19 protein-coding genes and 1 pseudogene are annotated in these 21,494 nt (G+C 73.6%); 8 read left to right on the top strand and 12 right to left on the bottom strand.

The genetic code is table 11. From position 1 onward, the window contains the following. Window positions 1–50: 50 nt before the first annotated feature. The 4 genes from AB0399_RS16920 to sthA form a co-directional block, all read right to left on the bottom strand. Entirely contained in the window at window positions 51–908 is an 858-nt protein-coding gene (locus AB0399_RS16920) for a hypothetical protein (RefSeq protein ID WP_366411822.1), read from the bottom strand. A 206-nt stretch (window positions 909–1,114) separates the two neighbouring features. After that, window positions 1,115–2,158, bottom strand: coding sequence for a hypothetical protein (locus AB0399_RS16925; protein ID WP_366411823.1), 1,044 nt, complete (start codon window positions 2,156–2,158; stop codon window positions 1,115–1,117). A 193-nt stretch (window positions 2,159–2,351) separates the two neighbouring features. After that, a complete protein-coding gene (locus AB0399_RS16930) occupies window positions 2,352–2,996 on the bottom strand; it encodes an SAM-dependent methyltransferase (RefSeq protein WP_366411824.1) in 645 nt (214 codons plus the stop codon). A 97-nt stretch (window positions 2,997–3,093) separates the two neighbouring features. Further along, window positions 3,094–4,497, bottom strand: coding sequence for a Si-specific NAD(P)(+) transhydrogenase (gene sthA / locus AB0399_RS16935; protein ID WP_328473296.1), 1,404 nt, complete (start codon window positions 4,495–4,497; stop codon window positions 3,094–3,096). Window positions 4,498–4,728: 231 nt separating this feature from the next. On the opposite strand from sthA, the gene AB0399_RS16940 reads away from it, so the two are divergent. Both AB0399_RS16940 and AB0399_RS16945 read left to right on the top strand, forming a co-directional pair. Beyond that, the gene (locus tag AB0399_RS16940; RefSeq protein WP_366411825.1) at window positions 4,729–5,943 is read left to right on the top strand and encodes a YihY/virulence factor BrkB family protein; all 1,215 of its coding nucleotides are present in this window, start codon (window positions 4,729–4,731) and stop codon (window positions 5,941–5,943) included. Between the two features lie 130 nt (window positions 5,944–6,073). Next, window positions 6,074–7,057, top strand: coding sequence for a magnesium and cobalt transport protein CorA (locus AB0399_RS16945; RefSeq protein ID WP_366411826.1), 984 nt, complete (start codon window positions 6,074–6,076; stop codon window positions 7,055–7,057). A 127-nt stretch (window positions 7,058–7,184) separates the two neighbouring features. Here AB0399_RS16945 and AB0399_RS16950 read toward each other — a convergent pair whose 3' ends face one another. The 3 genes from AB0399_RS16950 to AB0399_RS16960 all read right to left on the bottom strand — a co-directional run bounded on the left by AB0399_RS16950 (window position 7,185) and on the right by AB0399_RS16960 (window position 11,081). After that, entirely contained in the window at window positions 7,185–9,557 is a 2,373-nt protein-coding gene (locus AB0399_RS16950) for a glycosyl hydrolase family 65 protein (RefSeq protein WP_366411827.1), read from the bottom strand. Beyond that, the gene (locus tag AB0399_RS16955; protein ID WP_329373601.1) at window positions 9,554–10,297 is read right to left on the bottom strand and encodes a beta-phosphoglucomutase family hydrolase; all 744 of its coding nucleotides are present in this window, start codon (window positions 10,295–10,297) and stop codon (window positions 9,554–9,556) included. Before AB0399_RS16955 ends, AB0399_RS16950 begins: the two co-directional genes overlap by 4 nt. A gap of 118 nt (window positions 10,298–10,415) precedes the next feature. Then, window positions 10,416–11,081 (bottom strand): NAD(P)H-binding protein, encoded by a 666-nt coding sequence (locus AB0399_RS16960; RefSeq protein WP_329361469.1) that lies wholly within the window; start codon window positions 11,079–11,081, stop codon window positions 10,416–10,418. 350 nt (window positions 11,082–11,431) lie between these two features. On the opposite strand from AB0399_RS16960, the gene AB0399_RS16965 reads away from it, so the two are divergent. Next, window positions 11,432–12,721, top strand: coding sequence for a hydrolase (locus AB0399_RS16965; RefSeq protein WP_366411828.1), 1,290 nt, complete (start codon window positions 11,432–11,434; stop codon window positions 12,719–12,721). Window positions 12,722–12,844: 123 nt separating this feature from the next. Continuing rightward, entirely contained in the window at window positions 12,845–13,246 is a 402-nt protein-coding gene (locus tag AB0399_RS16970; RefSeq protein ID WP_329361465.1) for a DUF3592 domain-containing protein, read from the top strand. A gap of 48 nt (window positions 13,247–13,294) precedes the next feature. On the opposite strand, the gene AB0399_RS16975 is transcribed toward AB0399_RS16970, so the two are convergent. After that, window positions 13,295–14,362, bottom strand: a complete 1,068-nt coding sequence (locus AB0399_RS16975; RefSeq protein WP_366411829.1) for a chlorophyllase — start codon at window positions 14,360–14,362, stop codon at window positions 13,295–13,297. 295 nt (window positions 14,363–14,657) lie between these two features. Here AB0399_RS16975 and AB0399_RS16980 point away from each other — a divergent pair, with 295 nt between their 5' ends. Further along, a complete protein-coding gene (locus tag AB0399_RS16980; protein ID WP_366411830.1) occupies window positions 14,658–15,254 on the top strand; it encodes a TetR/AcrR family transcriptional regulator in 597 nt (198 codons plus the stop codon). A 209-nt stretch (window positions 15,255–15,463) separates the two neighbouring features. Here the strand turns inward: AB0399_RS16980 and AB0399_RS16985 are convergent, their stop codons facing one another. After that, complete coding sequence (locus AB0399_RS16985) at window positions 15,464–15,934, bottom strand: MarR family transcriptional regulator (RefSeq protein ID WP_328473314.1); 471 nt, start codon at window positions 15,932–15,934, stop codon at window positions 15,464–15,466. Between the two features lie 123 nt (window positions 15,935–16,057). Here AB0399_RS16985 and AB0399_RS16990 point away from each other — a divergent pair. Then, window positions 16,058–17,194, top strand: a pseudogene (locus AB0399_RS16990) (MFS transporter); the annotation flags it as partial. A gap of 125 nt (window positions 17,195–17,319) precedes the next feature. On the opposite strand, the gene AB0399_RS16995 reads toward AB0399_RS16990, so the two are convergent. The 3 genes from AB0399_RS16995 to AB0399_RS17005 all read right to left on the bottom strand — a co-directional run bounded on the left by AB0399_RS16995 (window position 17,320) and on the right by AB0399_RS17005 (window position 19,627). Beyond that, window positions 17,320–17,799, bottom strand: a complete 480-nt coding sequence (locus AB0399_RS16995) for a GNAT family N-acetyltransferase (RefSeq protein ID WP_329361459.1) — start codon at window positions 17,797–17,799, stop codon at window positions 17,320–17,322. Between the two features lie 352 nt (window positions 17,800–18,151). Then, entirely contained in the window at window positions 18,152–18,556 is a 405-nt protein-coding gene (locus AB0399_RS17000; protein ID WP_366411831.1) for a DUF2795 domain-containing protein, read from the bottom strand. A 312-nt stretch (window positions 18,557–18,868) separates the two neighbouring features. Then, on the bottom strand, window positions 18,869–19,627 hold the full coding sequence (locus AB0399_RS17005) for a G1 family glutamic endopeptidase (protein WP_329361456.1): 759 nt from the start codon (window positions 19,625–19,627) through the stop codon (window positions 18,869–18,871). Between the two features lie 398 nt (window positions 19,628–20,025). Here AB0399_RS17005 and AB0399_RS17010 point away from each other — a divergent pair, with 398 nt between their 5' ends. Together AB0399_RS17010 and AB0399_RS17015 are read left to right on the top strand one after the other, a co-directional pair. After that, the gene (locus tag AB0399_RS17010) at window positions 20,026–20,856 is read left to right on the top strand and encodes a hypothetical protein (protein WP_366411832.1); all 831 of its coding nucleotides are present in this window, start codon (window positions 20,026–20,028) and stop codon (window positions 20,854–20,856) included. Window positions 20,857–20,996: 140 nt separating this feature from the next. Further along, window positions 20,997–21,299, top strand: a complete 303-nt coding sequence (locus AB0399_RS17015) for an antibiotic biosynthesis monooxygenase (protein WP_366411833.1) — start codon at window positions 20,997–20,999, stop codon at window positions 21,297–21,299. The last annotated feature ends 195 nt before the right edge of the window (window positions 21,300–21,494 follow it).

Below are 21,494 nucleotides of genomic sequence, written 5' to 3' on the forward strand. Positions count from 1 at the left end.
GGGTGGATTGGCGGAGGGCCGCGCGGGTGGTGGGGCGGCGCGGCTTCGCCTCAGGGGCAGTGGCTGCCGCTGTAGCAGGGCGGTACGCCGTTGCCGGTCGGCGGCCGGTACGGAGGGGTGGTGGGGACGGTCTCGGCGATGTAGGCGGAAGTGATCGAGAAGGCGACGACGTAGTGGTGGCTGACGTACGCGGACCGGGCCACCGCGTCGGTGGAGAGCGGATGCCAGGCCCGGTAGACGGTGCCTTCGCTCGCCAGCCGCGTCGGCGGTCCGTCCAGCGCCTGGTTGTCGCCGGTGCTGGCGAAGGGCGAGTAGGGGCGTCCGGCGACGCCCACCTGGAGGCGCGGCTGGGCGCGTTGGGCGGCGGTGTCGAGCGTGCCGTTCGACCGGCGGTCGTACCGCACGAACAGGGCGATCTGCTTCGGCGCGGAGGCCGACGGGCTCGGCGTCGCGGTCCCCGACGGCGGGTCGCCGCCGACCTGTCCCATCCAGGTGGCCATCGCCGTCAGCGTGCCGGGCGGCCCTCCCGACGGGGTGCCGGCCCAGCCCTGCGTGTCGATCGCGGTGTCCAACTGGTGCAGGCGGGTGTGGAGTTCGCCGTCGAACGCGGCGTACAGCACGGTGGACCGGGTGCAGGAGATCGGCGACCAGCGGTCCCCGCCGAACGAACCCTGGTTGACCGACGTGCACGAGTCCGCCACCGACGTGCCGAGCGGGACCGCCCAGGGTACGGCCGAACTCAGCTTCTTCAGCAGCGCGTTGTCGGCCCGCGCCGCGCTCGCGCCCGCCGTCCGGGTGGCGTCGGCCCGGGCGAAGGCGGCGACGTCGGGCGGCGGCCGGTGGAAGCGGTGGTCGAAATCCCACCACATGTAGCCGAGCAGCGCGCACACCAGTCCCAACGCGACCACGAAGGTGGTCGCACATCCGCGGCCCGGAGCACGTGCGCCCGGGACCGCCCCCGCCGGATGACCCATACGTGCATGGTCGTCCGCCCAGAGGGCGGCAGCGCAACGTTTCGGTCTCCATCGCGTCTCGCTCCCCGGGCGGTCCGCGGCACTCGCGGCCGACCTCCCGCCGACCTTCCGCCGAAGTCCGTTGCCCCGCCGCCCTGGTGCTACACCACGGGACCGTACGGGGTGAACCGCGCGTGGTCGTAGATCGCACGGAGTCCGGGCCGGCGGACCGCGGGCAGCCGGGCCAGCGTGTGGAGGAACACCCTCCGGTCCGGCTCGAAGCGGCGGTGCGGATGGAGCGGCGGCGGGTCGTCGCGGAGGACTCCGGCCGGCAGCCCACCGGTGACCGGGACGGCCAGCCGCTCGCGGGGGAAGGCCAGTTGGGCCCACACGTCAACTTCCAGCGGCACGGCGGCCACCGGTTCCGGCGGCTGCCAGGTCCTGCCCGTGTGCGGGTGGCGCGGCACCAGCGCGAGGGAGTCGCCGCGCTCGGGTGGTGGCAGTTCCGGTCCTGCCACCACCACCCGCCGGGGCGCGGCCGGGCCCGGTGGCCGGGGCGGCGCCGCGGCGAGCAACCGGTCGAGGGTCGGGCCGAACAGGTCCGTGACCAGGCCGCGGGGGAGCACCAGCGGCGCGCCGGCCGACGCCGCGAGCAGGTGGGCGAGTGCCGCGCCGGCCGCCGCCTCCCAGTGCGGGCTCCACGCGCCGAGCTGGTCGACCGGCGGGGTGTCGCGCCCCTCGTCGCGCCGCCTGTCCGTCACCACGCTCCAGTCCGCGGGTAGTTGAGCCGGGCCGCCGGCGGGCAGGCGGTGCACCGCGCGCGGGGAGAGCCGCACGGTCTGCCAGCACGCGCAGTCGTCGACGCGGGTGGCCACGAAGCTCCCGCAGCGGGCGCAGGCCAGGTTGAGACCGTCCCGACCGTCGATCCCCAGGCAGTAGCCGTCCAACCGTCCGGGGATGAACACGGTGCCCCGGGTGTCGCCCGGCGCCAGCACGATTCCCCCGGGCGGCCCGTAGGACAGGGCGTGCACCGGTGCGTAGACGCCGCGGGCCTCGGCCGCCTCCGCGCCGATCTCCTCCCACCGCCGCCAGGGCAGTCCGGAGGGCTCCGGGTCCACCGCGTACGTTCCCGGCTCCATCAGCGCCGGGAGCATGTCGTGGCCGTAGGTCTGATGGGCCCGGACGGGAAGGGCGACCTCTGCCACGGGCGCAGTCAGTACGGCGCCGCAGCGCCCGCACGCGAACACGTCCATGTCGTCCCCCCGGCCGTGGTGCCCGGCACGGCGCCTCCCGTCCCCCGGCCAGGTGGATTATCCGGAGCGGCCGGTCGGCCGCCAACTCCTTTTGCGTGCCGGGCGGTTCGTCCTCGTCGCGAGCTGTCCCGCACCCGGTTGCCGGTCACCTGCCGGACAGGACGTCGTAGCCGACGAAGGTGAACATCCGCTCGCCCGTGGGGAGTTCGCGGGGCTCGCTGGTGAAGTGGTGCACGCCGACGCCCTGCCGGATCTCCGGCGCGGAGGTCCAGGTCCGTTCGAAGCCGCGCTGCTCCAGCCAGTCGCAGATGCGGGGGAAGAGGTCGGGCTCCCTGCGGTTGCGGGTCCAGATGACGGAGCCGCCGGGGGCGCAGAGGCCGTCGAGGAAGCCGGTGGTGCGCTCGATGTCGGCGGCGGTGATGTTGCCGAACACGCCGACGAAAAGGACGAGTTGGGCGGGCACGGCGCCGGCGTAGGAGTCGGTGAGGGAGGCGTCGCCGGTGACCACCTCGATGTCGTGCAGGCCGAGTGCGGCGGCGGCCTCCCGTGCGGCGGCGGTGTTGCGCGGGTCGAGTTCGACCAGCCGGGCCGAGACGTCGGCGCGGCGCGGGTGGTCCGCGAGGGCGCCGAGGAGGTCCAGGCCCTGCCCGGCGCAGACGCTCACCACCCGGAACGGGCCCGGCGGAGCGGCGTCCAGGGCGGCCCTGATCCGCTCGGTGACGGTGCGCAGCCGCGCGGTCAGGGCGGAGTCGGGGGACGTGTAGGCGTCGTGCCAGGCGTGCCAGTCCATGCCCGCACCCTATGAAGCGGCCTGGCGCGGCCGCACCCGGTTATCCCGGGTACGGCCGCCTTGCAAACGGCCGGCGGGCGGTGGGGCGGTCGGCGGCTCAGTCGCCCAGCCGGTCGATCTGCCGGATCTTGTTGGTGACGTCGAGCGCCGCGACCTTGTAACTCTCAGCCAATGTCGGGTAGTTGAAGACAGCGTCCACCAGGTAGTCGACGGTGCCGCCGCAGCCCATCACCGCGCTGCCGATGTGGATGAGTTCGGTGGCGCCGGTGCCGAAGCAGTGCACGCCCAGGAGCTTGCGGTCGGTGGGGGAGACCAGCAGCTTCAGCATGCCGTGCGCGTCGCCGATGATCTGGCCCCGGGCCAGCTCGCGGTAGCGGGACACCCCGACCTCGAACGGGACGGCCGCGTCGGTGAGTTGGTCCTCGGTACGGCCGATGAAGCTGATCTCGGGAATGGTGTAGATGCCGATCGGCTGGAGGTCGGGCATGCCGTGCACCGGCTCGTCGAAGGCGTGGTAGGCGGCGGTGCGGCCCTGTTCCATCGAGGTCGCGGCGAGCGCCGGGAAGCCGATCACGTCGCCGACGGCGTAGATGTGCGGCACCGCGGTCCGGTAGTGCTCGTCCACCGAGATCCGGCCGCGCTTGTCCGCGCTCAACCCGGCCCGCTCCAGGCCGAGTCCGTCGGTCAGGCCCTGCCGGCCCGCGGAGTACATCACCGCGTCCGCGGCGATCTTCTTGCCGCTGGCGAGCACCGTGAGCGTGCCGTGCTCGTGCCGCTCCACGGCCGCGACGGTCTCGCCGAAACGGAAGGTCACCGCGAGGTCCCGCAGGTGGTACTTGAGCGCCTCGACCACCTCGGCATCGCAGAAGTCCAGCATGCCGTCGCGCTGTTCGACCACCGTGACCTTGCTGCCGAGGGCGGCGAACATCGAGGCGTACTCCATGCCGATCACCCCGGCGCCCACGATCACCATCGAGCGCGGCACCCGCTCCATGCTCAGCACGCTGTCGGAGTCCAGCACGGTGCGGTCGTCGAACTCCACGCTCGCCGGGCGGGCCGGGCGGGTGCCGGTGGCGACCACCACGAAGTCCGCGGTCACCGCCCGCTCGCGGCCGGCGGCGTCGGTGACGGCGACGGTGTGCTCGTCGAGGAAGCGGCCGGTGCCGGGCAGCAGCGGCACCTGGTTGCGGCTGAGCTGGCTGCGGATCACGTCGACCTCGCGGCCGACCACGTGCTCGGTCCTGGAGGTCAGGTCGCCGATGGTGATGTCGTCCTTGAGCCGGTAGCTCTGCCCGTACATGTCCCGCTGGTTGAGGCCGGTGAGGTAGAGCACCGCCTCGCGGAGCGTCTTGGACGGGATGGTGCCGGTGTGCAGGGACACCCCGCCCAGCGTCTGCGGGCGGTCCACGATCGCCGCCCGTCTGCCGAGTTTGGCCGCGGCGATCGCCGCCTTCTGCCCGCCGGGACCGGAACCTATGACCAGTATGTCGTAGTCGCGCACCCGCAGAGTCTGTCATCGCCGCCACGGCACCGGAAGGCGTGGGAGACGGCGGTTCGGTGACGTTCCGACGCGCGCGGCCCGCGGGTGCGGCCCACCGGAGACGCGCACGGGCGCCCCTCACCGGCAAGGTCCGCCCGTGGGGCCCGCCACCGCCCGCCGCCGCCCGCCATGAAAGCGCCGCCGCCGGGCACACGACCGGCACACGGAGCGTGGCGTGGCGGAAGGAGCACTGTGGCGAGAAGCAGGGGCACGGCGGGCCGGGCCGGGCCGACCGAGCGGGCGGCCGAGCCGGAGACCGGGCGACCCGGGCGGGGCACGCGCGCCAAGCGGCCCAAGCCGTCCAAGCCGTCCAAGCGGTCCGCGCCGTCCGCGACGGCGGCACCCCGCGCCGGCCTGCGCCGCACCCGCGCCGTGTGGAGGTTCGGCCGCACCCTGGTCCGGGCGCTGGCCGCCTCATGGGACAAGGACGTCACCGAGCGCGCCGCGGCCCTGACCTACTACGCGGTGCTCGCGCTCTTCCCCGCGCTGCTGATGACGGTGTCGCTGCTGGGCATGGCCGGCGGGCCCTCGGAGAGCAGCCTGGCCGCGGGCGTCACCACGCTGCTGCCCGCCGAGTCGCGGCCCGTGGTGGCGTCGGCGCTCCAGGACATGGCGCACGACCACCGCGCGACCCTGTCGCTGGCGATAGGAGGCGGCCTGGGCGCCATGTGGTCGGCGTCCAGCTACGCGGCGGTCTTCCGGCGCGCCCTGCACACCATGTACGGCTCCGACGAGCGGCGGCCGGCCTGGCGCACCGGCCCCCGGGTCGTGCTGACCTCCCTGACGCTGCTGGTGCTGCTGGTGGCGAGCGCGGTCTGCCTGGTGGTCACCGGCGCGATCGCGCACCGTACCGGGTCGGTGCTGCACATGAGCGGGCCCGCGCAGGCGGCGTGGCGCGGCCTGCGCTGGCCGCTGCTGCTGGCGGTGGCCGCCGCGCTGGTCCTGGTGCTCTTCCGCACCGGCCCGCGCGGCACCCGGTCGCTGCGCGCGATGGCGCCCGGCGGCGCCCTCGCGGTGGGGCTGTGGCTGTCCGGCTCGGCCGGATTCGCCGCCTACACCGCGCACATGGGGACGTACAACCGCCTCTACGGGCCGCTGGCCGGCACGGTGATCTTCCTGGTCTGGCTGTGGTTCTCCAACCTGGCGCTGATGATCGGCGCCCACTTCAACGTCGAGCACGCGCGGGCCAGGGCGGCCCGGGCCGCCGCCGCGAAGACGTCCGCAGGCGGCGGTACGGACGGCACGGACGGCACGGGCGGCACGGGCACCGCGGACGGCACGGACGGCGAGGCCGCGGCGGACACCGGCCCAGGCTCGCGCGACGGGAGCGGCGCGGTCGCCCTTCCCGGGATGGTGGCCCGCCCGCACCCGCCCGGCGGCACCGCCGTTGCGGCCACCGACCGGTGAGCGTCCACGGCGACGGGCCCCGGCCGACCGCCCCCACGGCAGTGCGGCGCCCCGCCCCCACGGCGGTCCGGCACTCGCCGACCGGCCCGTGGGTGATAGATCCGCGGGCCGCCGAGGAAGGAATGTGCACGTGATCGTCGACTGCGCCATCTACCAGGACGGCCGCCGCACCCATACCCCGGACGACCTGTCCGACGCGCTGGACCAGGCCCGCGCGCAGGGCGACTCCTTCGTGTGGGTCGGCGTGCACGACCCGACCGAGGCCGAGTTCGCCGGCATCGCCGCGGAGTTCGGGCTGCACCCGCTGGCGGTCGAGGACGTGCTCAAGGCCCATCAGCGGCCCAAGCTGGAGATCTACCCCGACGCGCTGTTCGCCGTGGTGCGGCCGCTGCGCTACCACGACGACAGCGGCACGGTCAGCGCCGGCGAGCTGATGGTCTTCATCGGCGACGCGTTCGTGGTGACCATCCGGCACGGCGAGGCCGCCACGGCCGCCGAGGTGCGCGCCGGGCTGGAGGACAGGCCGTCGGTGCTCAAGCACGGCCCGGTCGCGGTGCTCTACGCGATCTGCGACAGCGTCGTGGACGACTACCTCGAGGTCGCCGTGGAGCTCCAGGTGGACCTGGAGGAGCTGGAGGAGAAGGTGTTCGCGCCGATCGGCGGCGACTCGGCACACATCGCCGCGACGATCTACGAGTTCAAGCGGCAGGTGATGGAGTTCCGGCGGGCCAGCGGCCCGCTCGCCGAGCCGATGGCGCGGATGGCCGCCGGCGGGATGCCGTACACCCCTCGGCGCACCCAGCCGTTCTTCCGCGACGTCGCCGACCACCTCACCCGGGTCGCCGACGCCGGGGAGTCCCTGGACCGGCTGCTGTCCGACATCCTCGCCGCGCACCTCACCCAGGTCGGCGTGCGGCAGAACGACGACATGCGCAAGATCTCCGCCTGGGCGGCCATGGCCGCGGTGCCCACGATGATCGCCGGGATCTACGGGATGAACTTCCACCACATGCCGGAACTGCGCCAGGTCTGGGGCTATCCGGCGGTGCTGGCGCTGATGGTCACGGTCGTCCTGGTGCTCTACCGGCTCTTCAAGCGGCGCGGCTGGCTGTGACAGCGGGTGGGGACCGGGTATGCCCGGCCCCCACCCTTGCCCGCCGAGGCCGCCACCTCAGCGGTCAGCGGCCCTGGTACCTGCTGGCGGCCTCGACTTCTGCGGCCCCGGCACCTGCTGGCGGCCCCTACTTCTGCGGCCCCGGCGCCTGCTTGCGGCGCCTCGGCGCGCGCCCCGGCGGCTGCCTCGGCGGCTCGCGGTGGGTGATCCCCGGCAGGTCCTGCACCACCGGCCGCTCGGTGGTGAGCGTGAACGGCTTCTCGTAGTGCAGGATCTCGATCGGCGCGCCGTCGGCGAGGCAGTACGTCGCCGAGGTCCGCTTCACCTCCACCCGCAGCCGCCGGCCGCGGAAGTCCAGCCGGAAGGCGATCCTGCTGAGCGCGTCCGGCAGCCGCGGCGCGAACCGGATCGAGTCCCCGTTGAAGAGCCGCATCCCGCCGAACCCGGCCACCAGCGCCGTCCAGGTGCCCGCCAGCGCCGCGATGTGCAGGCCGTCGCGGGCGTTGTTCTCCAGGTCCTCCAGGTCCATCATCGCCGACTCGCCCAGGTAGTCGTAGGCGAGCTGGAGGTGCCCGACCTCCGCCGCGATCACCGACTGGCAGTACGCCGACAGCGACGAGTCCCGCACCGTCAGCGGCTCGTAGTAGGCGAAGCCGCGCGCCTTCTCCTCGGCGGTGAAGGCGTCCCCGCGCAGGTACATCGCCAGCACCAGGTCGGCCTGCTTGACCACCTGCTTGCGGTACAGGTCGAAGTACGGGTAGTGCAGCAGCAGCGGGTAGCGATCGGGGTCGGCGCTCTCGAAGTCCCAGCGCTGGTGCCGGGTGAAGCCGGCGGACTGCTCGTGCACCCGCAGGTCCTCGTCGAAGGGCACCGTCATCGCCGAGGCCGCGTCCCGCCAGGCGGCGGTCTCCTCGTCGGTGATCTCCAGCGCGGCGGCGTGCCGCGGATGGCGCTCGGCGGCGTCGGCGGCGGCCACCAGGTTCGCCTGCGCCATCAGGTTGGTGTACACGTTGTCGTCGCAGACCGCGCTGTACTCGTCGGGCCCGGTCACGCCGTCGATGTGGAAGGCGCCCGAGTGGTCGTGGTGGCCGAGCGACCGCCACAGCCGGGCGGTCTCCGTGAGGATTTCCAGCCCGGTCTCGGCCTCGAACTCGTCGTCGCCGGTGGTGGCGACGTAGCGCACCACCGCGTCGGCGATGTCCGCGTTCACATGGAAGGCGGCGGTGCCGGCCGGCCAGTAGCTGGACGCCTCGTCGCCGTTGATGGTGCGCCAGGGGAACGTGGCGCCGGCCAGGCCGAGTTGGGCGGCCCGCTCGCGCGCGGCGGGCAGCGTGTTGTGCCGCCACCGCAGCACCTCGGAGGCGGCCTGCGGCGCGGTGAACGTCAGCAGCGGCAGCACGAACGTCTCCGCGTCCCAGAACGTGTGCCCGTCGTAGCCGGAGCCGGTCAGGCCCTTGGCGGGGATCGCCCGCTGCTCGGCGCGGGCGGCGGTCTGCAGCACGTGGAACAGCGCGAAGCGGACCGCCTGCTGGATCTCGGTGTCGCCGTCGACCTCGACGTCGGCCCGCTCCCAGAAGTCGTCCAGGTACTCGCGCTGCTGGTCCAGCAGGCCCTGCCAGCCGGTGTCGCGCGCGCCCACCAGCGCCGCGTCGGCCTGGTCGCGCAGCGCGGGCAGCGAACGCGTCGCCGACCAGCCGTAGGCGACGAACTTCTCCAGCCGCAGCCGCTCGCCCTTCTCCAGCACGGCGGTGACGGTCAGCCGGCTGATGTCGTCCCCGGACTCCGAGGAGATCTGGGTGGTGGCCCGCGGCCCGTCCACCCGGTGGTCGGCGGCCGCCGCGACCCGCAGCTCGCTGCGGGTGGTGGAGTGGATCAGCCCCAGCCGGGTGCCGCCGGCGAAGTGCTCCTCGGAGACCAGCGGCGACTCCAGCGCCGCCGCCACCCGCGGGTCGCCGGTGGCCCGCGGGATCTCCTCGTTGGCCGCCAGCTCCGACTGCACCACCACCCGCACCTGCTCGTCCAGCGGCTCCACCTCGTAGGAGATCGCCGCCACCGCGCGCTGCCGGAAGGAGATCATCCGCACCGAGCGCACCCGCACCGCGCGCCCGGCCGGCGACACCCACACGCACTCGCGGCGCAGCACCCCGGCCCGCATGTCCAGCTCGCGCACGTGCGCGCGGGTGGTGCCGTACCGCAGGTCGAACGGCTCGTCGTCCACCAGCAGCCGGATCAGCTTGCCGTTGGTGACGTTGATGACGGTCTGGCCGGACTCCGGGTAGCCGAAACCGGCCTCCGCGTACGGCAGCGGGTGCAGCTCGTGCAGGCCGTTGAGGTACGACCCCGGCAGGCCGTTCGGCTCGCCCTCGTCGAGGTTGCCGCGCCAGCCGATGTGGCCGTTGGACAGGGCGAAGACCGACTCGCTCTGCGGCAGCAGTTCCAGGTTCAGTTCGCACTCGCGCAGCGACCACGGCGCGACCTCGTAGGCGGGATCGGTGATCACGCACTCCTCCCGATCAGGTCGGCCAGATCCTTCACCACGGTGTCGGCGCCGTGCTTGCGCAGCTCGTCGGCCTGTCCGACCCGGTCCACGCCGACCACGTACCCGAAGCGGCCCTCCCGCCCGGCGTCCATCCCGACCAGCGCGTCCTCGAAGACCGCCGCCTGACCGGGGTCGAAGCCGAGCTGTTTGGCCGCGGCCAGGTAGGTGTCGGGCTTCGGCTTGCCGCGCAGCCCCTGGTCCTTGGCGGTCACGCCGTCCACCCGCACGTCCATCAGGTGCTCGATGCCCGCGGAGACCAGCACGTCGCGGGTGTTCGCGCTGGAGGACACCACCGCGGTGCGCAGCCCCGCCGCGCGTACCGCCGTCACGTAGCGCACCGAACCCTCGTACGCGGTCACGCCGTCGGTGCGGATCTTCTCCAGCACCAGGTCGTTCTTGCGGTTGCCGAGGCCGTGCACGGTGAGCGCCGACGGCGGGTCGTCGTCGTCGCCCTCGGGCAGCTCGATGTCGCGCGAGGCGAGGAAGGTCCGCACCCCGTCCGCGCGGGGCCGGCCGTCGACGTAGGTGTCGTAGTCCGTGGTGCTGTCGAACGGCCGGAAACCGTCGCCGTCCCGGTCGTGCAGGAAGGCGTCGAACATCTCCTTCCAGGCCGCGGCATGCACCAGCGCCGTCGGCGTCAGCACACCGTCGAGGTCGAAGAGGCAGGCACGTACTCTGCTCGGAAGGCCGATCTGCGTCATGCGCACCATGTGCCCCCATCCGGCGGTCGGCATGCCCGCTCCGGGCGAAGTCCCCCCGGCTCGCCGAACGGCCCGCGGCCCTGGGCCCGGGCGCGCCGAAACCGCCCGGAGCGGCAGGTCAGCCGCCGAGCCGGTTGATCTCCGGGCTGTGCAGCACGTGCGGCCCCTGCCCGTCGAGCCGCGCCACCGCCAGCATCGCCCGGCCGAGCGCCTGCGTGGTCGTCACGTGCTTCGGCGCCACCCGGCGCAGCACCGGGTACAGCCACGACGTCGCCTTGTACATCACGCGGTACCAGCCGGTGCGGGACCGCTCGCCGTGCAGCGGCTGAATCCAGCCGGGCCGGAACATGTACGCCCGCATGTCCATCGCCAGCAGCGCGTTCTCGGTGCGCCCCTTGACCAGCGCCCAGCCCGAGCGGCCCTGCTCGGTGCTGTCGGTGCCCTCGCCGGAGACGTAGGTGAAGGTCAGCTCCGGGCGGCCGGCCGCGACCGTACGGGCGGCGGCGAGCGTGCAGTCGTAGGTGATCCGGGTGTAGTCCTGCTGGCTGTGCCCGGCCGCCGACACGCCCAGGCAGTAGAAGCAGGCGTCCGCGCCCGACAGTTCCCCGGCGACCGCCGAGAAGTCGGTGAAGTCGTCGTGGAAGACCTGCCGCAGCTTCGGGTCGGCGCGCTTCAGCGGGCTGCGGGCCACCGCGACCACCTCCGTCACGTCCGGGTCGAGCAGGCACTCCCGCAGGACGCCCTGCCCGACCATCCCCGAGGCACCGAAGAGGATCACCTTCATCGCCGGCCGTCGCCGCCTTCCGTCCGTCCCGCACCCGCCGTCGGCGACCGCGCGGATCGCGGGGCGCCACCGGACAGTGTGCCGCACTCCGCGACGCGCCGATCTTGCCGCTCCGTCAGGCGCCCTCCGTGGTCCGTCTTCGGGTTAACCCCCGGGCGAGGTACCGGCCTGCCGGATGGGGCGGCGGCGATCACCGCGCGAAGCTGGGGGAGGAGCCGCGCCGCGGGCAGGACCCGCGCCGACCCGTAGGACCCGCACCGATCTGTACGTGCCCGCACCGATCTGTACGACCCGCACCGATCTGTACGACCCGCACGCGCACAACAGCCGTACGACATCAGGGAGTCACCGTGCCCACTCGCCGCGCCACCGTTCTGTCGGCCGCCGCCGTCCTGCTCGCCGTCCCCGCGCGGGCGGTGGCGGCGCCGGGGCCCCGAACCGAGCCGGGCACCGCGGGTGCGGGCGGATCGGCCGACGAGAGCGCGACCGACGGCCGGCTGCGGCTGAAGCTGCCCGCGCCGAGCGGTCCCCACCCGGTCGGCACCCTGGCGCTGCGGCTGGTCGACACCTCACGCCCGGACCCGTGGACCGGCGGCCCGCACCGCGAGCTGATGGTGAGCGTCCGTTACCCGGCGCGCGCGATCCGCGGGTTCGCCGCCGTCCCGCAGATGCTGCCCGGGGAGGCGGCCGGCTGGACCGAGCTGAACAGCCTCGCCGACATCCCCGCGGACCGGGTGGACTGGGCCGCCACCCGCACCCACGCGCACCAGGGCGCGCCGGCCGGGGCAGGGCCGTACCCGGTCGTGCTCTACTCGCCGGGCGCCGGCGACCCCCGCTCGCTGGGCAGCGTGCTGTGCGACGACCTCGCCTCGCGCGGCCACGTCGTCGTCATGGTCGACCACACCTACGACGCCTCCGCCGTCGAGTTCCCCGGCGGCCGGGTCGAACGCTCTCTGCTGCCCGCGGAGTTCGCCAAGGCCGTACCCGACCCCGAGCACCCCGACCCGGTGAAGATCGCGGCGCTGCTGGAGAAGGTCGTCATGGTGCGCGTCTCGGACGTCCGCTTCGTCCTCGACGCGCTGCCCGGCGCGCTGCCGGCGCCGCTGCGCGCGGTGGCGGACTTCGCCCGGGTCGGGGCCTTCGGCCAGTCCGCGGGCGGCTTCACCGCGCTCCAGGCCATGCACGACGACCGGCGTATCCACGCGGCCGCCGACTTCGACGGCGTCACCTCCTACGTCCAGGACGACGACCAGGACGGCTTCCCCTCCACCCTCACCACCGACGGGCTGGACCGGCCCTTCCTGCTGGTCGGCAAGGACGGCAACACCCCGGGCACGGTGCCCTGCTGGGGCGAGCTGGTCCGGCACAGCCACGGCTGGCACCGCGCGCTGACGCTGCACGGCGCCGCACACGGCACGTACACCGACGCGGTCGTCCTGGTGCCGCAGATCACCCGCCGGCTCGACCTGCCGCGCGCCACCCTCACCGAAAACGTCGGCACGATCGCCACCCGGCGCGCCGTCACCGCCGACCGGACGCTGCTCGCCGCGTTCTTCGGCCGCTTCCTGAGCGACCGTGCTGACCACGGCCTGCTCGACGGCCCCTCGCCGCGCCTGCCCGAGGTCCGCTTCGCCTCCTGACCGCGGGCCGAACGGGCCGAACGGACCGAACGGGCCTGAACGGGCCGGCCCGCCGCGCGGGTTGGTGTGCGCGGCGGGCCGGAACCCTGGCGTCCGCCGACCGGTTCCCGCCAGGATGGCGTCATGTTCTTCACGGTTCTCGCCACGGCGGGCCTCGTCGTCGGAATCGGCGCCGCCGTCAAGGCGGTCAAAGACGAGGCCGCCTTCCTCCGGGTCCGCCGCCGGGGCGTGGAAATCCAGGCCGACGTCGTGGACAACGACGCGAGCCCCGTCGGCAACCGGAACACGTACTTCCTCACCCCGGTCGTCCGCTACCGCCTCAACGGCCGCTCCTACACGGCCGCGTTGTGCAACCCCAACGGCACACCCGGCGGTGTCGGCGCGGGCATGACCATCCTGGTCCACCCCGACCATCCGTACGCGCCCTACGACCGCTACGGCGGGATGGGCACCCAGTCCCGCAACCTGCTGCTGCTCTTCGCCCTCACGGTCGCGGACTTCGCGATGATGCTCGCCCTCCGCTGAAGCCCGGGCGGGGCGGGTCCTTGGAGTGGAGGCAAGAGGCCGGGGCCTTCAGGGACGGGACGGCGACTTGGACTCGATGCGGCCCAACGGGCTCGCGCCGTCGGCCAGTTCCTCGCGGACCGCGGTCCAGCCGGAGTCGTCGAGGCCGAGGGTGTGGCGGAAGTAGGCGGTGGTGGCGCGCTGGATCAGGGCGAGCCGGCCGGGGTGCTCGTCCGTGGTCTCCCTGGCCTCGTAGCCGGGGATGCCGCCGAGCGAGTGCTCCGCACCGAACAGGGTGAGCAGGCTCTTGTCGCCCGGGCTCAGGACGTACGGGTCGGCGAGCCAGTCCGGTCCTCGGACGGTCATCGGGGAGTCGTCCCGGTCCCCGGCGACGACGAGCGCCGGGGCCGCCATGTGCGTGAAGTCCGCGTTCATGAAGGGGTAGTTCTCCGCGGCGAACGCCGACAGGTCGGCGCCGCCCCGTCCGGCCGTGGCGAGCAGCACGCCCGCCCGCACCCGCGGGTCCGACAGGTCCTCGCCGGTGCCGCTGTCCGGATCGAGGACGCGCAGCCCCAGCAGGTTCCCCGCGGTCTGGCCGCCGAAGGAGTGCCCGGCCGCGGCGACACGGCTCCGGTCGACCCGCCCGCCGAGCCCGGGAACGGCGGCTTCCAGCAGGTCGAGCCGGTCGAGGACGCGCTTCACGTCGGCCACCCGGTGCCGCCATATCCGCGGGGTACGGGGATCGTCGGCGGGAAGGCCCACGGTCCGCGAGTCGAGGTGGGTGGGTTGCACCACCACGAAGCCGTGCGCGGCCCAGTAGTCGGTCAGCGGGCCGTAGCCGTCCGCCGACGAGCCGAAACCGTGCGAGAAGACGATGACCGGCAGGTCCCGCCCGGACACCGGCGCGGTCACCCGCACCCGCAGGTCCTCGCCGCGGTCCGGCGCGTCCAGCGCGATCGGCTTCACCGAGACGATCCGCGGGGTGCGCGCGCCGCCGACTGCCCCGGTGGGCGTCGGGTGGGTGAGGTCGCTGCGTGTCGGGTCAGCGTGCGGCGGGTCAGCGTGCGTCGGGTCGGATTTCGTCCGGTCGGTCTTCGTCCGGTCAGGATGTGTCGGGTCGGGATCGGAGCGCGTCATGGCGGGGTTCCTCTCGGAATGCGGTGGACGCCGGCGGGGGCCGCGGGAGGCGGGGTGCCTCGGGTCGGCAGGTCGGCGGGGTCGGGTCGTACGGGCGAGCGGCGGCCGCGCGGTGTCGGGGCGCGCGGGTGCCGCCAGGTCCGGCGCGTACGGCGTACGTGCGGTCGGCGGCGCGCCCGGGTTGGTCGCCGGCGCCCGGATCTGCCATCATGAATAAACGGGACGCCGTCCCGATTGACGATACGGGACGCTGTCCCGGTTAGCAAACCCCGTAAGCGGAGAGAGGGTGGGCGCGATGGGCGAGGGTGACCAGGGCGAGGGCGCGGGGCGCGCGGCGGCCCGGCCCAAGCGGGCGGACGCGCGGCGCAACGAGGAGAACCTGCTCGACGCGGCCGCCGCGGTCTTCGTCACCTCGGGCGTCGAGGCGCCGCTGCGCGACATCGCGGCGAAGGCCGGCGTCGGCACGGCCACGATCTACCGCCACTTCCCGACCCGGGCGGACCTCATCGTCGCCGTGTACCGGCACCAGGTCGAGGCCCTCGCGGACGCGGGCCCGGCCCTGCAGGAGTCCGCCGCGACCCCGCACGCCGCGCTGGGCCGATGGATCGACCTCTTCGTCGACTTCCTGGTCACCAAGCTCGGACTCGCCGCCGTGCTCCAGTCCGACGACCCCTGCTTCGACCCGCTGCACGCCTACTTCCTCGACCGGCTCCTGCCGGTGTGCACCGAGATCCTCGACGCCGCGGCCGCCGCCGGCGAGATCCGTCCCGACGTGGACTCCTACGAGCTGCTGCGCGGCGTCGCGAGCCTGTGCGTGGGGGCCGGCGGTCCCCGCTACGACACCCGCCGGCTGGTCGAGTTCCTCATCGCGGGGCTGCGCCGGCCGAGCTGAACGCCGGGAGGGCGTGGCGCGGTTGGCGCGGTGCGGGGGCGTTCGCGGTTCCGGCGGTGCGCCGTCCGGCGGTTCGGCTTCCGGGGCTGCGCCCTACGCGGGCTGGGCCGTACGCGGGTCGAGCCGTGCGCGGGTCGGCCGTGTGCAAGCTGCGCCGTACGCGAGCTGAGCCGTATGCGCTGCGCCTTACGCGGCGGGCGGCGCGACGGTCAGGGTCGGACCGCCGTCGGGCGGCGGATCTCCTCCACGGCGGTGACCAGCGGCGCGAGCTGCGGGTCGGCCGCGGCATGGTCGAGCGCTTCGCGCAGGGCCGCGTTGTTGGTGGGGCGGGCCGCCGCGAGCAGGTCGCGGCCGGCCGGGGTGACGTCGGTGTAGATGCCGCGCCGGTCGGTCGGGCACAGGTAGCGGGAGAGCAGCCCGCGCTCCTCCAGCCGCGTCACCAGGCGGGTGGTCGCGGACTGGCTGAGCACCACCGCGTCGGCGACCTGCTTCATCTGGAGGTGGCCGCCGTCGCCGTCGTGCTGCCGGCTGAGCACGTCGAGCAGCGAGAACTCGCGCACGCTCAGGCCGTGGCCGGACTGCAGGGCCCGCTCGATGTGCGCCTCGATACGGCCGTGCAGCAAGGACAGCGCGCACCAGCTGTCGGCCAGGGCGGTCAGTGCCGGGTCGGTGGCGGTCATGTCCACCATCATAGCGCGCTTGCAGATAACCAGCGCGTGCAAGTATTGTGGGCGCCTGATAACCGCGCATGCCTGCTAGTCGGCGGGGCGTGCCGCCCTGCCTCCCCTTCGAAAGGCCCTTCCATGCCCCTCGCGCTCCTGGCCCTCGCCATCGGGGCCTTCGGCATCGGCACCACCGAGTTCGTCGTCGTCGGCCTGCTCCCGCAGATCGCCGGCGACTACGGCGTCTCCGTGCCCACCGCGGGCCTGCTCGTCACCGGGTACGCGCTCGGTGTCGTCGCGGGCGCCCCGCTGATGACCGCGCTCGGCACGAAGGTCTCCCGCAAACGGATGCTGATCCTGCTGATGGGGCTGTTCGTGGTCGGCAACCTGGTCTCCGCGGTCGCGCCGGTGCTCGCGGTGATGCTCGTCGGCCGGGTGATCGCCTCCCTCGCGCACGGCGCGTTCTTCGGCATCGGCTCGGTGGTGGCCTCGGAACTGGTCGCCCCGCACAAGCGGGCCGGCGCGATCGCCATGATGTTCACCGGGCTGACGGTCGCCAACGTCGTCGGGGTGCCGCTCGGCACCTTCGTCGGGCAGAGCGCGGGCTGGCGGATCACGTTCGTGCTGGTCGCCGGGCTCGGCGTGCTCGGGCTGCTCGGCGTGGTGAAACTCGTCCCCGACCTGCCCAGGCCCGAGGGGGTGCGGCTGCGGCACGAGGTCGCGGTGCTGCGCAAGCCGCAGGTGCTGCTCGCCATGGCGATGACGGTGCTCGGCTTCGGCGGGGTGTTCGCCGCCATCACCTACCTCGCGCCGATGATGACCGACGTCACCGGGTACGCCGACGGCTCGGTGACCTGGCTGCTGGTGCTGTTCGGGCTCGGCATGGTCGCGGGCAACCTGGTCGGCGGCCGGTTCGCCGACCGGCACCTGATGCCGATGCTGTTCACGGCGCTCGGCGCGCTCGGCGTCGTACTGGCCGCGTTCACCGTCACCGCGCACGACAAGACCGCCGCCGCGGTGACCGTCTTCCTGATCGGCGCGCTCGGCTTCGCCACGGTGCCGCCGCTGCAGAAACGGGTGCTGGACCAGGCGTCCGGCGCGCCCACCCTCGCCTCGGCGCTCAACATCGGCGCCTTCAACCTCGGCAACGCGCTCGCCGCGTGGCTGGGCGGCCTGGTCATCTCGGCCGGCCACTCCTACACCGCCGCGAACTGGGTCGGCGCGGCGCTCACCGCCGGGGCGCTGGTCCTGGCGCTGATCTCCGCCGCACTGGAGCGCGGGCAGCACACCACGGCCGGACGGAGCCGTAGGGTGACCGGCCGCAGGGTGGCGGGGTCCGAGGCCGCGCCGGAGTCCGAGGCGGCGAAGGAATCCGTGGCGGTACGGCCGGGGGCGGACGCCGGTCAGGCCCCGGCGCGGCCGGAGACGTCGAGCGACAGCGCCGTGGAGTGGGCCGCGAACCCCAACTCCCGGTAGAGGTGCTCGGCTTCGGGCGTGGCGTGCAGGTCCACCCGTGTCACGCCGTTCGCCGCGAACCAGTCGAGCAGCGCCTCGGTCACCGCCCGGGCGTAGCCGCGCCCGCGGTACTCCGGATCGGTGCACACGTTGAAGATGAAGCCGAACCGGCCGGCGGGCGACGACGGCGAGGGCAGCCGCTGCTCGACGGTGCCCACCGCGCACGCGGCCAGCCCGGCACCCTGGTCGGCGTCCACCACGAACACCCCGGTCGCCGGGTCCGGGACGGCCAGTTGCCCGGCCAGCAGCCGTCGCGCCTCGGCCTCCCACGGCCCGGGCGCGTCGGTCCCGGTCATCGCCGCGAACATCACCCGCCGCAGCCGCACCACCTCGGCCACGTCTCCGCGGCCCCCGTTCCGTACCGCCATAGGGACGGCCTCGCATGTCGTACGCGCCCCCGCGGCGGGGGCCGGCTCACCAGTCACACCGCGAATCTAGCGCCGTGGCCGGAAAGGTTCACCGGTTCGCGGCACCCGGCACCGCACCGGAGACCGCGAACCAGGCAGACCTTTCCGGCCACGGCACCAGCGATGCAGCGATCCGGATGCGCCGGTGGGACGGCGCCCCTCGGGGGTGGAGGGGCGGCCCGCTCGCGGACGGGAGCCCCGGTCCGTGGAGGGGGCGCCGATCTTGCGGGCGCGAGCCCTCGTCCCCGGCAGGGGAACCCCGTTTCCGGAGAGGCGCCCTGATTCCGGGGGAGTGGCGGGGCGGGCGGGCCGCTCAGTCGCGGCGGTCCTCGGTCCCGTAGCCCAGGGCCTGCACGACGGCCTGGACGTTCGGATAGACCTCGTCCGGGGGAAGGCCGGCCACCCGGTCGACGAGCGTGTCCGGTGCCTGGTGGCGGTGGAGCGCGCCGAGCAGGGCGCCGCGGCGGGCCGGGTAGACGCTGCGGTCGAGATGCCTGGCCAGGTCGCTGCGCACGTAGACGCCCTGCGGCGTCATCCCGGCCGGTGCGGCGCCAGCGCGGGCGGGCGCGGTGAGGGTCGGGTCCTGGTCGGAGGGCTGGGGCTCGGCGAGTTCCTCGCCGGCCTGCATTGCCCGGTTCGCCTTCAGCGCGACCTGCGTCTCCCTCTTCAGTTCGTCGTCACGGGCGAAGCCGGCCTTGTTGGTTCCCTGGTCCGTCATGCGGTGATGGCCTCCCTTGTCGATCGCCGGGCCGCGCGGCACGTCCACCGCGCCCCCGGCCGGGGCTTGGCTTCATCGGGTACCCGACCGTTACGTCCCGAAACCACCCCTGCCGCATCAGCCCCAGGGGCCACCCGCCCCAGCCGTCGCCCGCCCCTGCCGTCACTCGGCCCGGCGCCACTCGGCCCGGCGCCACTCGGCCCGGCGCCACTCGGCTCGGGCGCCACTCGGCCCCGCCCGGGGCAGGTCCGGGCGGGGCCGAGGGGGTCAGCCGGCCGCCGTCCTCACGGATGCGGCCCTACGGCGTCGCGGTCAGCTGTGCTTCCAGGTCACCGTGAAGTTCTCGCTCGACGACAGCGCCGAGGTGGTCGCCTTCGTGGTGCTGCCCGAGGCCATGTTGATCTGGTCGGGCGAGAAGCTGCCTATCGGCTGGCCGTTGGCGGTGGCGTTGGTGAACGACGCCGTGCCGAAGTTCGCCAGCGGGAGCACGCCGGTGGAGCTGGACGGCGCCTCGGCGATGATCTCGGCGGACGCGTTGGACAGGCCGCTCTGCGACTTGGTGGTGGTCTTCGTCCATCCCTGGGTGGTGTCGGAGAGCGTGAGCGTGTACTTGGTCCCGCTGACGCTGACCGTCGAGGTGAAGTGGTCGCCCGCCTTCACGGTGTTGCTGTAGTTCACCGGGTACGCCGGGTACATCTCGTACCAGGCGTAGTACTGGGGGCTGCCGCCCGAGCAGTCGCCCTCGCTGCCGGTCTGCTCCACCGAGTTGCTGCCGTCGCCGTCCAGGCCGATCCAGAACGACGAGTAGGCCGTCGAGCCGGAGCAGCTGACCGCCGGCTGCACCCAGCTGGACGAGACACTGGTGAAGGTCCGTCCGGTGGCCGCGTAGCCGGCCCAGTTGGAGCTGGTGCTGTGCTCGATGCGGCCGTCGGGGCCGATGACACGGTGGCTGCCGACCGGCGCCTGGAATACCGTGGGGGCGGCGCTCGCCACGGCCGGGGCGGTGGCCAGGGCGGACAGGACCGCCGCGCTGACGGCTGTTGCGGCGGTGAAGCGCTTGGTTGCCGACATGCTGCTCCTTCTCGCGGATCTCGCGGTGCAGGCGTGTAACCGGCGGCGGTCAGTGGGGTTAGCGTGCCGCCAGTGATTGACAGTGTGCAGACAATCACTGACGCGGAGGCACCCGTTCGTGCCAACGATCGGCAAAGACCGCGCCAAGTGCGCCTCGGGAAAAGGGGCGTTCGGTGCTATGTCGGGGTAATTCGCCTCGCCCGGCGGGGAGATGGCGACCAGGAAACGGACGGCCTGCCTCCGCTCCGGCCGCTCCCTACGAGGACCCCACCGCCGCAGTGCGCGAGCGTCCCTTGGGGGAGGTCTCGATCGGCTTGATCGGTAGGGTGGTTGCTGTGATGGCGAGGGCGAAACGGCCGGCCCTGGACGGGTGGCGGCCAGAGGAAGGGGCCTTCACGTTGTCCACCGAAGAGGACCCGGTCCTGGAGCAGGTGACGCCTCTGCTCGAACGCTTCAGGTCCGATGTCGAAGCAGTGGTGCCCCTGGTCGCCCTCTGGGCGCACGGATCGCTGGCCCTGGGGGACTACCAGGTGGGACGCAGCGATCTCGATCTGGTGGCGCTGGTCGGCGCGGCGCCCACCGACGCGCAGCAGGAGGAACTGCGGTCCGTCCATGGACGTTTGATCGCCGAGGTCCCCCTTGCCCGGACCCTGCACTGCACCTACGTGCCCAGGGGAGCGGAGTCCGATCCGGCGCGGGCGCATCCGACCTGGGCTCAGGGCGAGTGGTTCGAGCGTCCGGTCACCCCTGTGAGCCGACGCGAACTGGCCCTGGGAGCAGCGGTCTTGAGCGGACCGCCGCCGGGCGGCCTGCTGCCCGAGGTGAGCGACCAGGAGCTGGCCGGCTTCGTCCGTGCCGAGTTGGCGGACTACTGGCTGCGTGTGACGGGCGACGCCAAGGCCGCGCTGTGGCTCCAGGACATCTGGGTGGACCTGGGGATGCTGACCTTCGCGAGGGCATCGGTGACCCTGCGCGACGGCCGGTTGATCACCAAGCGCGAAGCCCTCGAAGAACTGCGCTCCCTGGGAGCGCCGGCGGAGGTCGTCGACGACATCCGTCGACGCAGGTACCGGACGGACCTCCTGGCGGACCCGTCCGGGTCCGCCGGCTGGCCGGCCCGACGCGCGGAACTGGCCCGGGAGTTCGTCCGCACCGGGATCACCCGCCTCCTGGCGCACCAAGGAGGCCCGCCACCGGAACCGTCCGCGGACACGGGTCCTGCGCGTTGATCCCGCCGGCCGGGCGAAGAGCGGGCGTGTCCGCTGGGAGCGTGAACGCGTCCGGCTGACAGAGGCGGGCCGGGCGCGTGCTGCCGGAGGATCGGGGCCATCCGACCCGCGGCCGTCGCCGCCTTGCCAAGGAGGTCCCCGTGTTCATCGCGATCCTCGACTTCAGGACCGCCGCCACCGACCGGCCCGCTGTCCTCGCCCGATTCGACGGGGAGGCTCATCGGGTACGCGCCATGCCGGGCAACATCGCCTTCCGGGTCTACGCCGCGCGTGAGGACGACGTCGCAGTCGCCGTGGTCCACGAGTGGGACGACGAGGCGTCGTTCGCCGACTACCTGAGGTCGGACTCCTTCGCTCGACTGAGCGAGGCGATTCGGCCGATGATGACCGGAGTGCCGGTGAGCCGGCGCTTTCGCGCCGACTTGCTGGAGACGGTGGCGTGACCGGCGGCGCGACGGACTCCTGGGATCGGGCTGTGCGGGGCTGTCGATGACCCGGAGGGCGTACGCCTTCGTCCGCACGTTCGCGCCGGAGTTCGCTCGCGACCTGTGTGCGGACCGCCATTACCTGCTCTGCGCCTCCGCCGGAACAGCGCGAAGACCGTCAACGCGACCGCCGCCACCGCAAGCCCCACGGCC

Origin of the sequence: Streptomyces sp. NPDC088194 (assembly GCF_040702025.1) — a bacterium.
Taxonomy (GTDB): Bacteria; Actinomycetota; Actinomycetes; order Streptomycetales; family Streptomycetaceae; genus Actinacidiphila.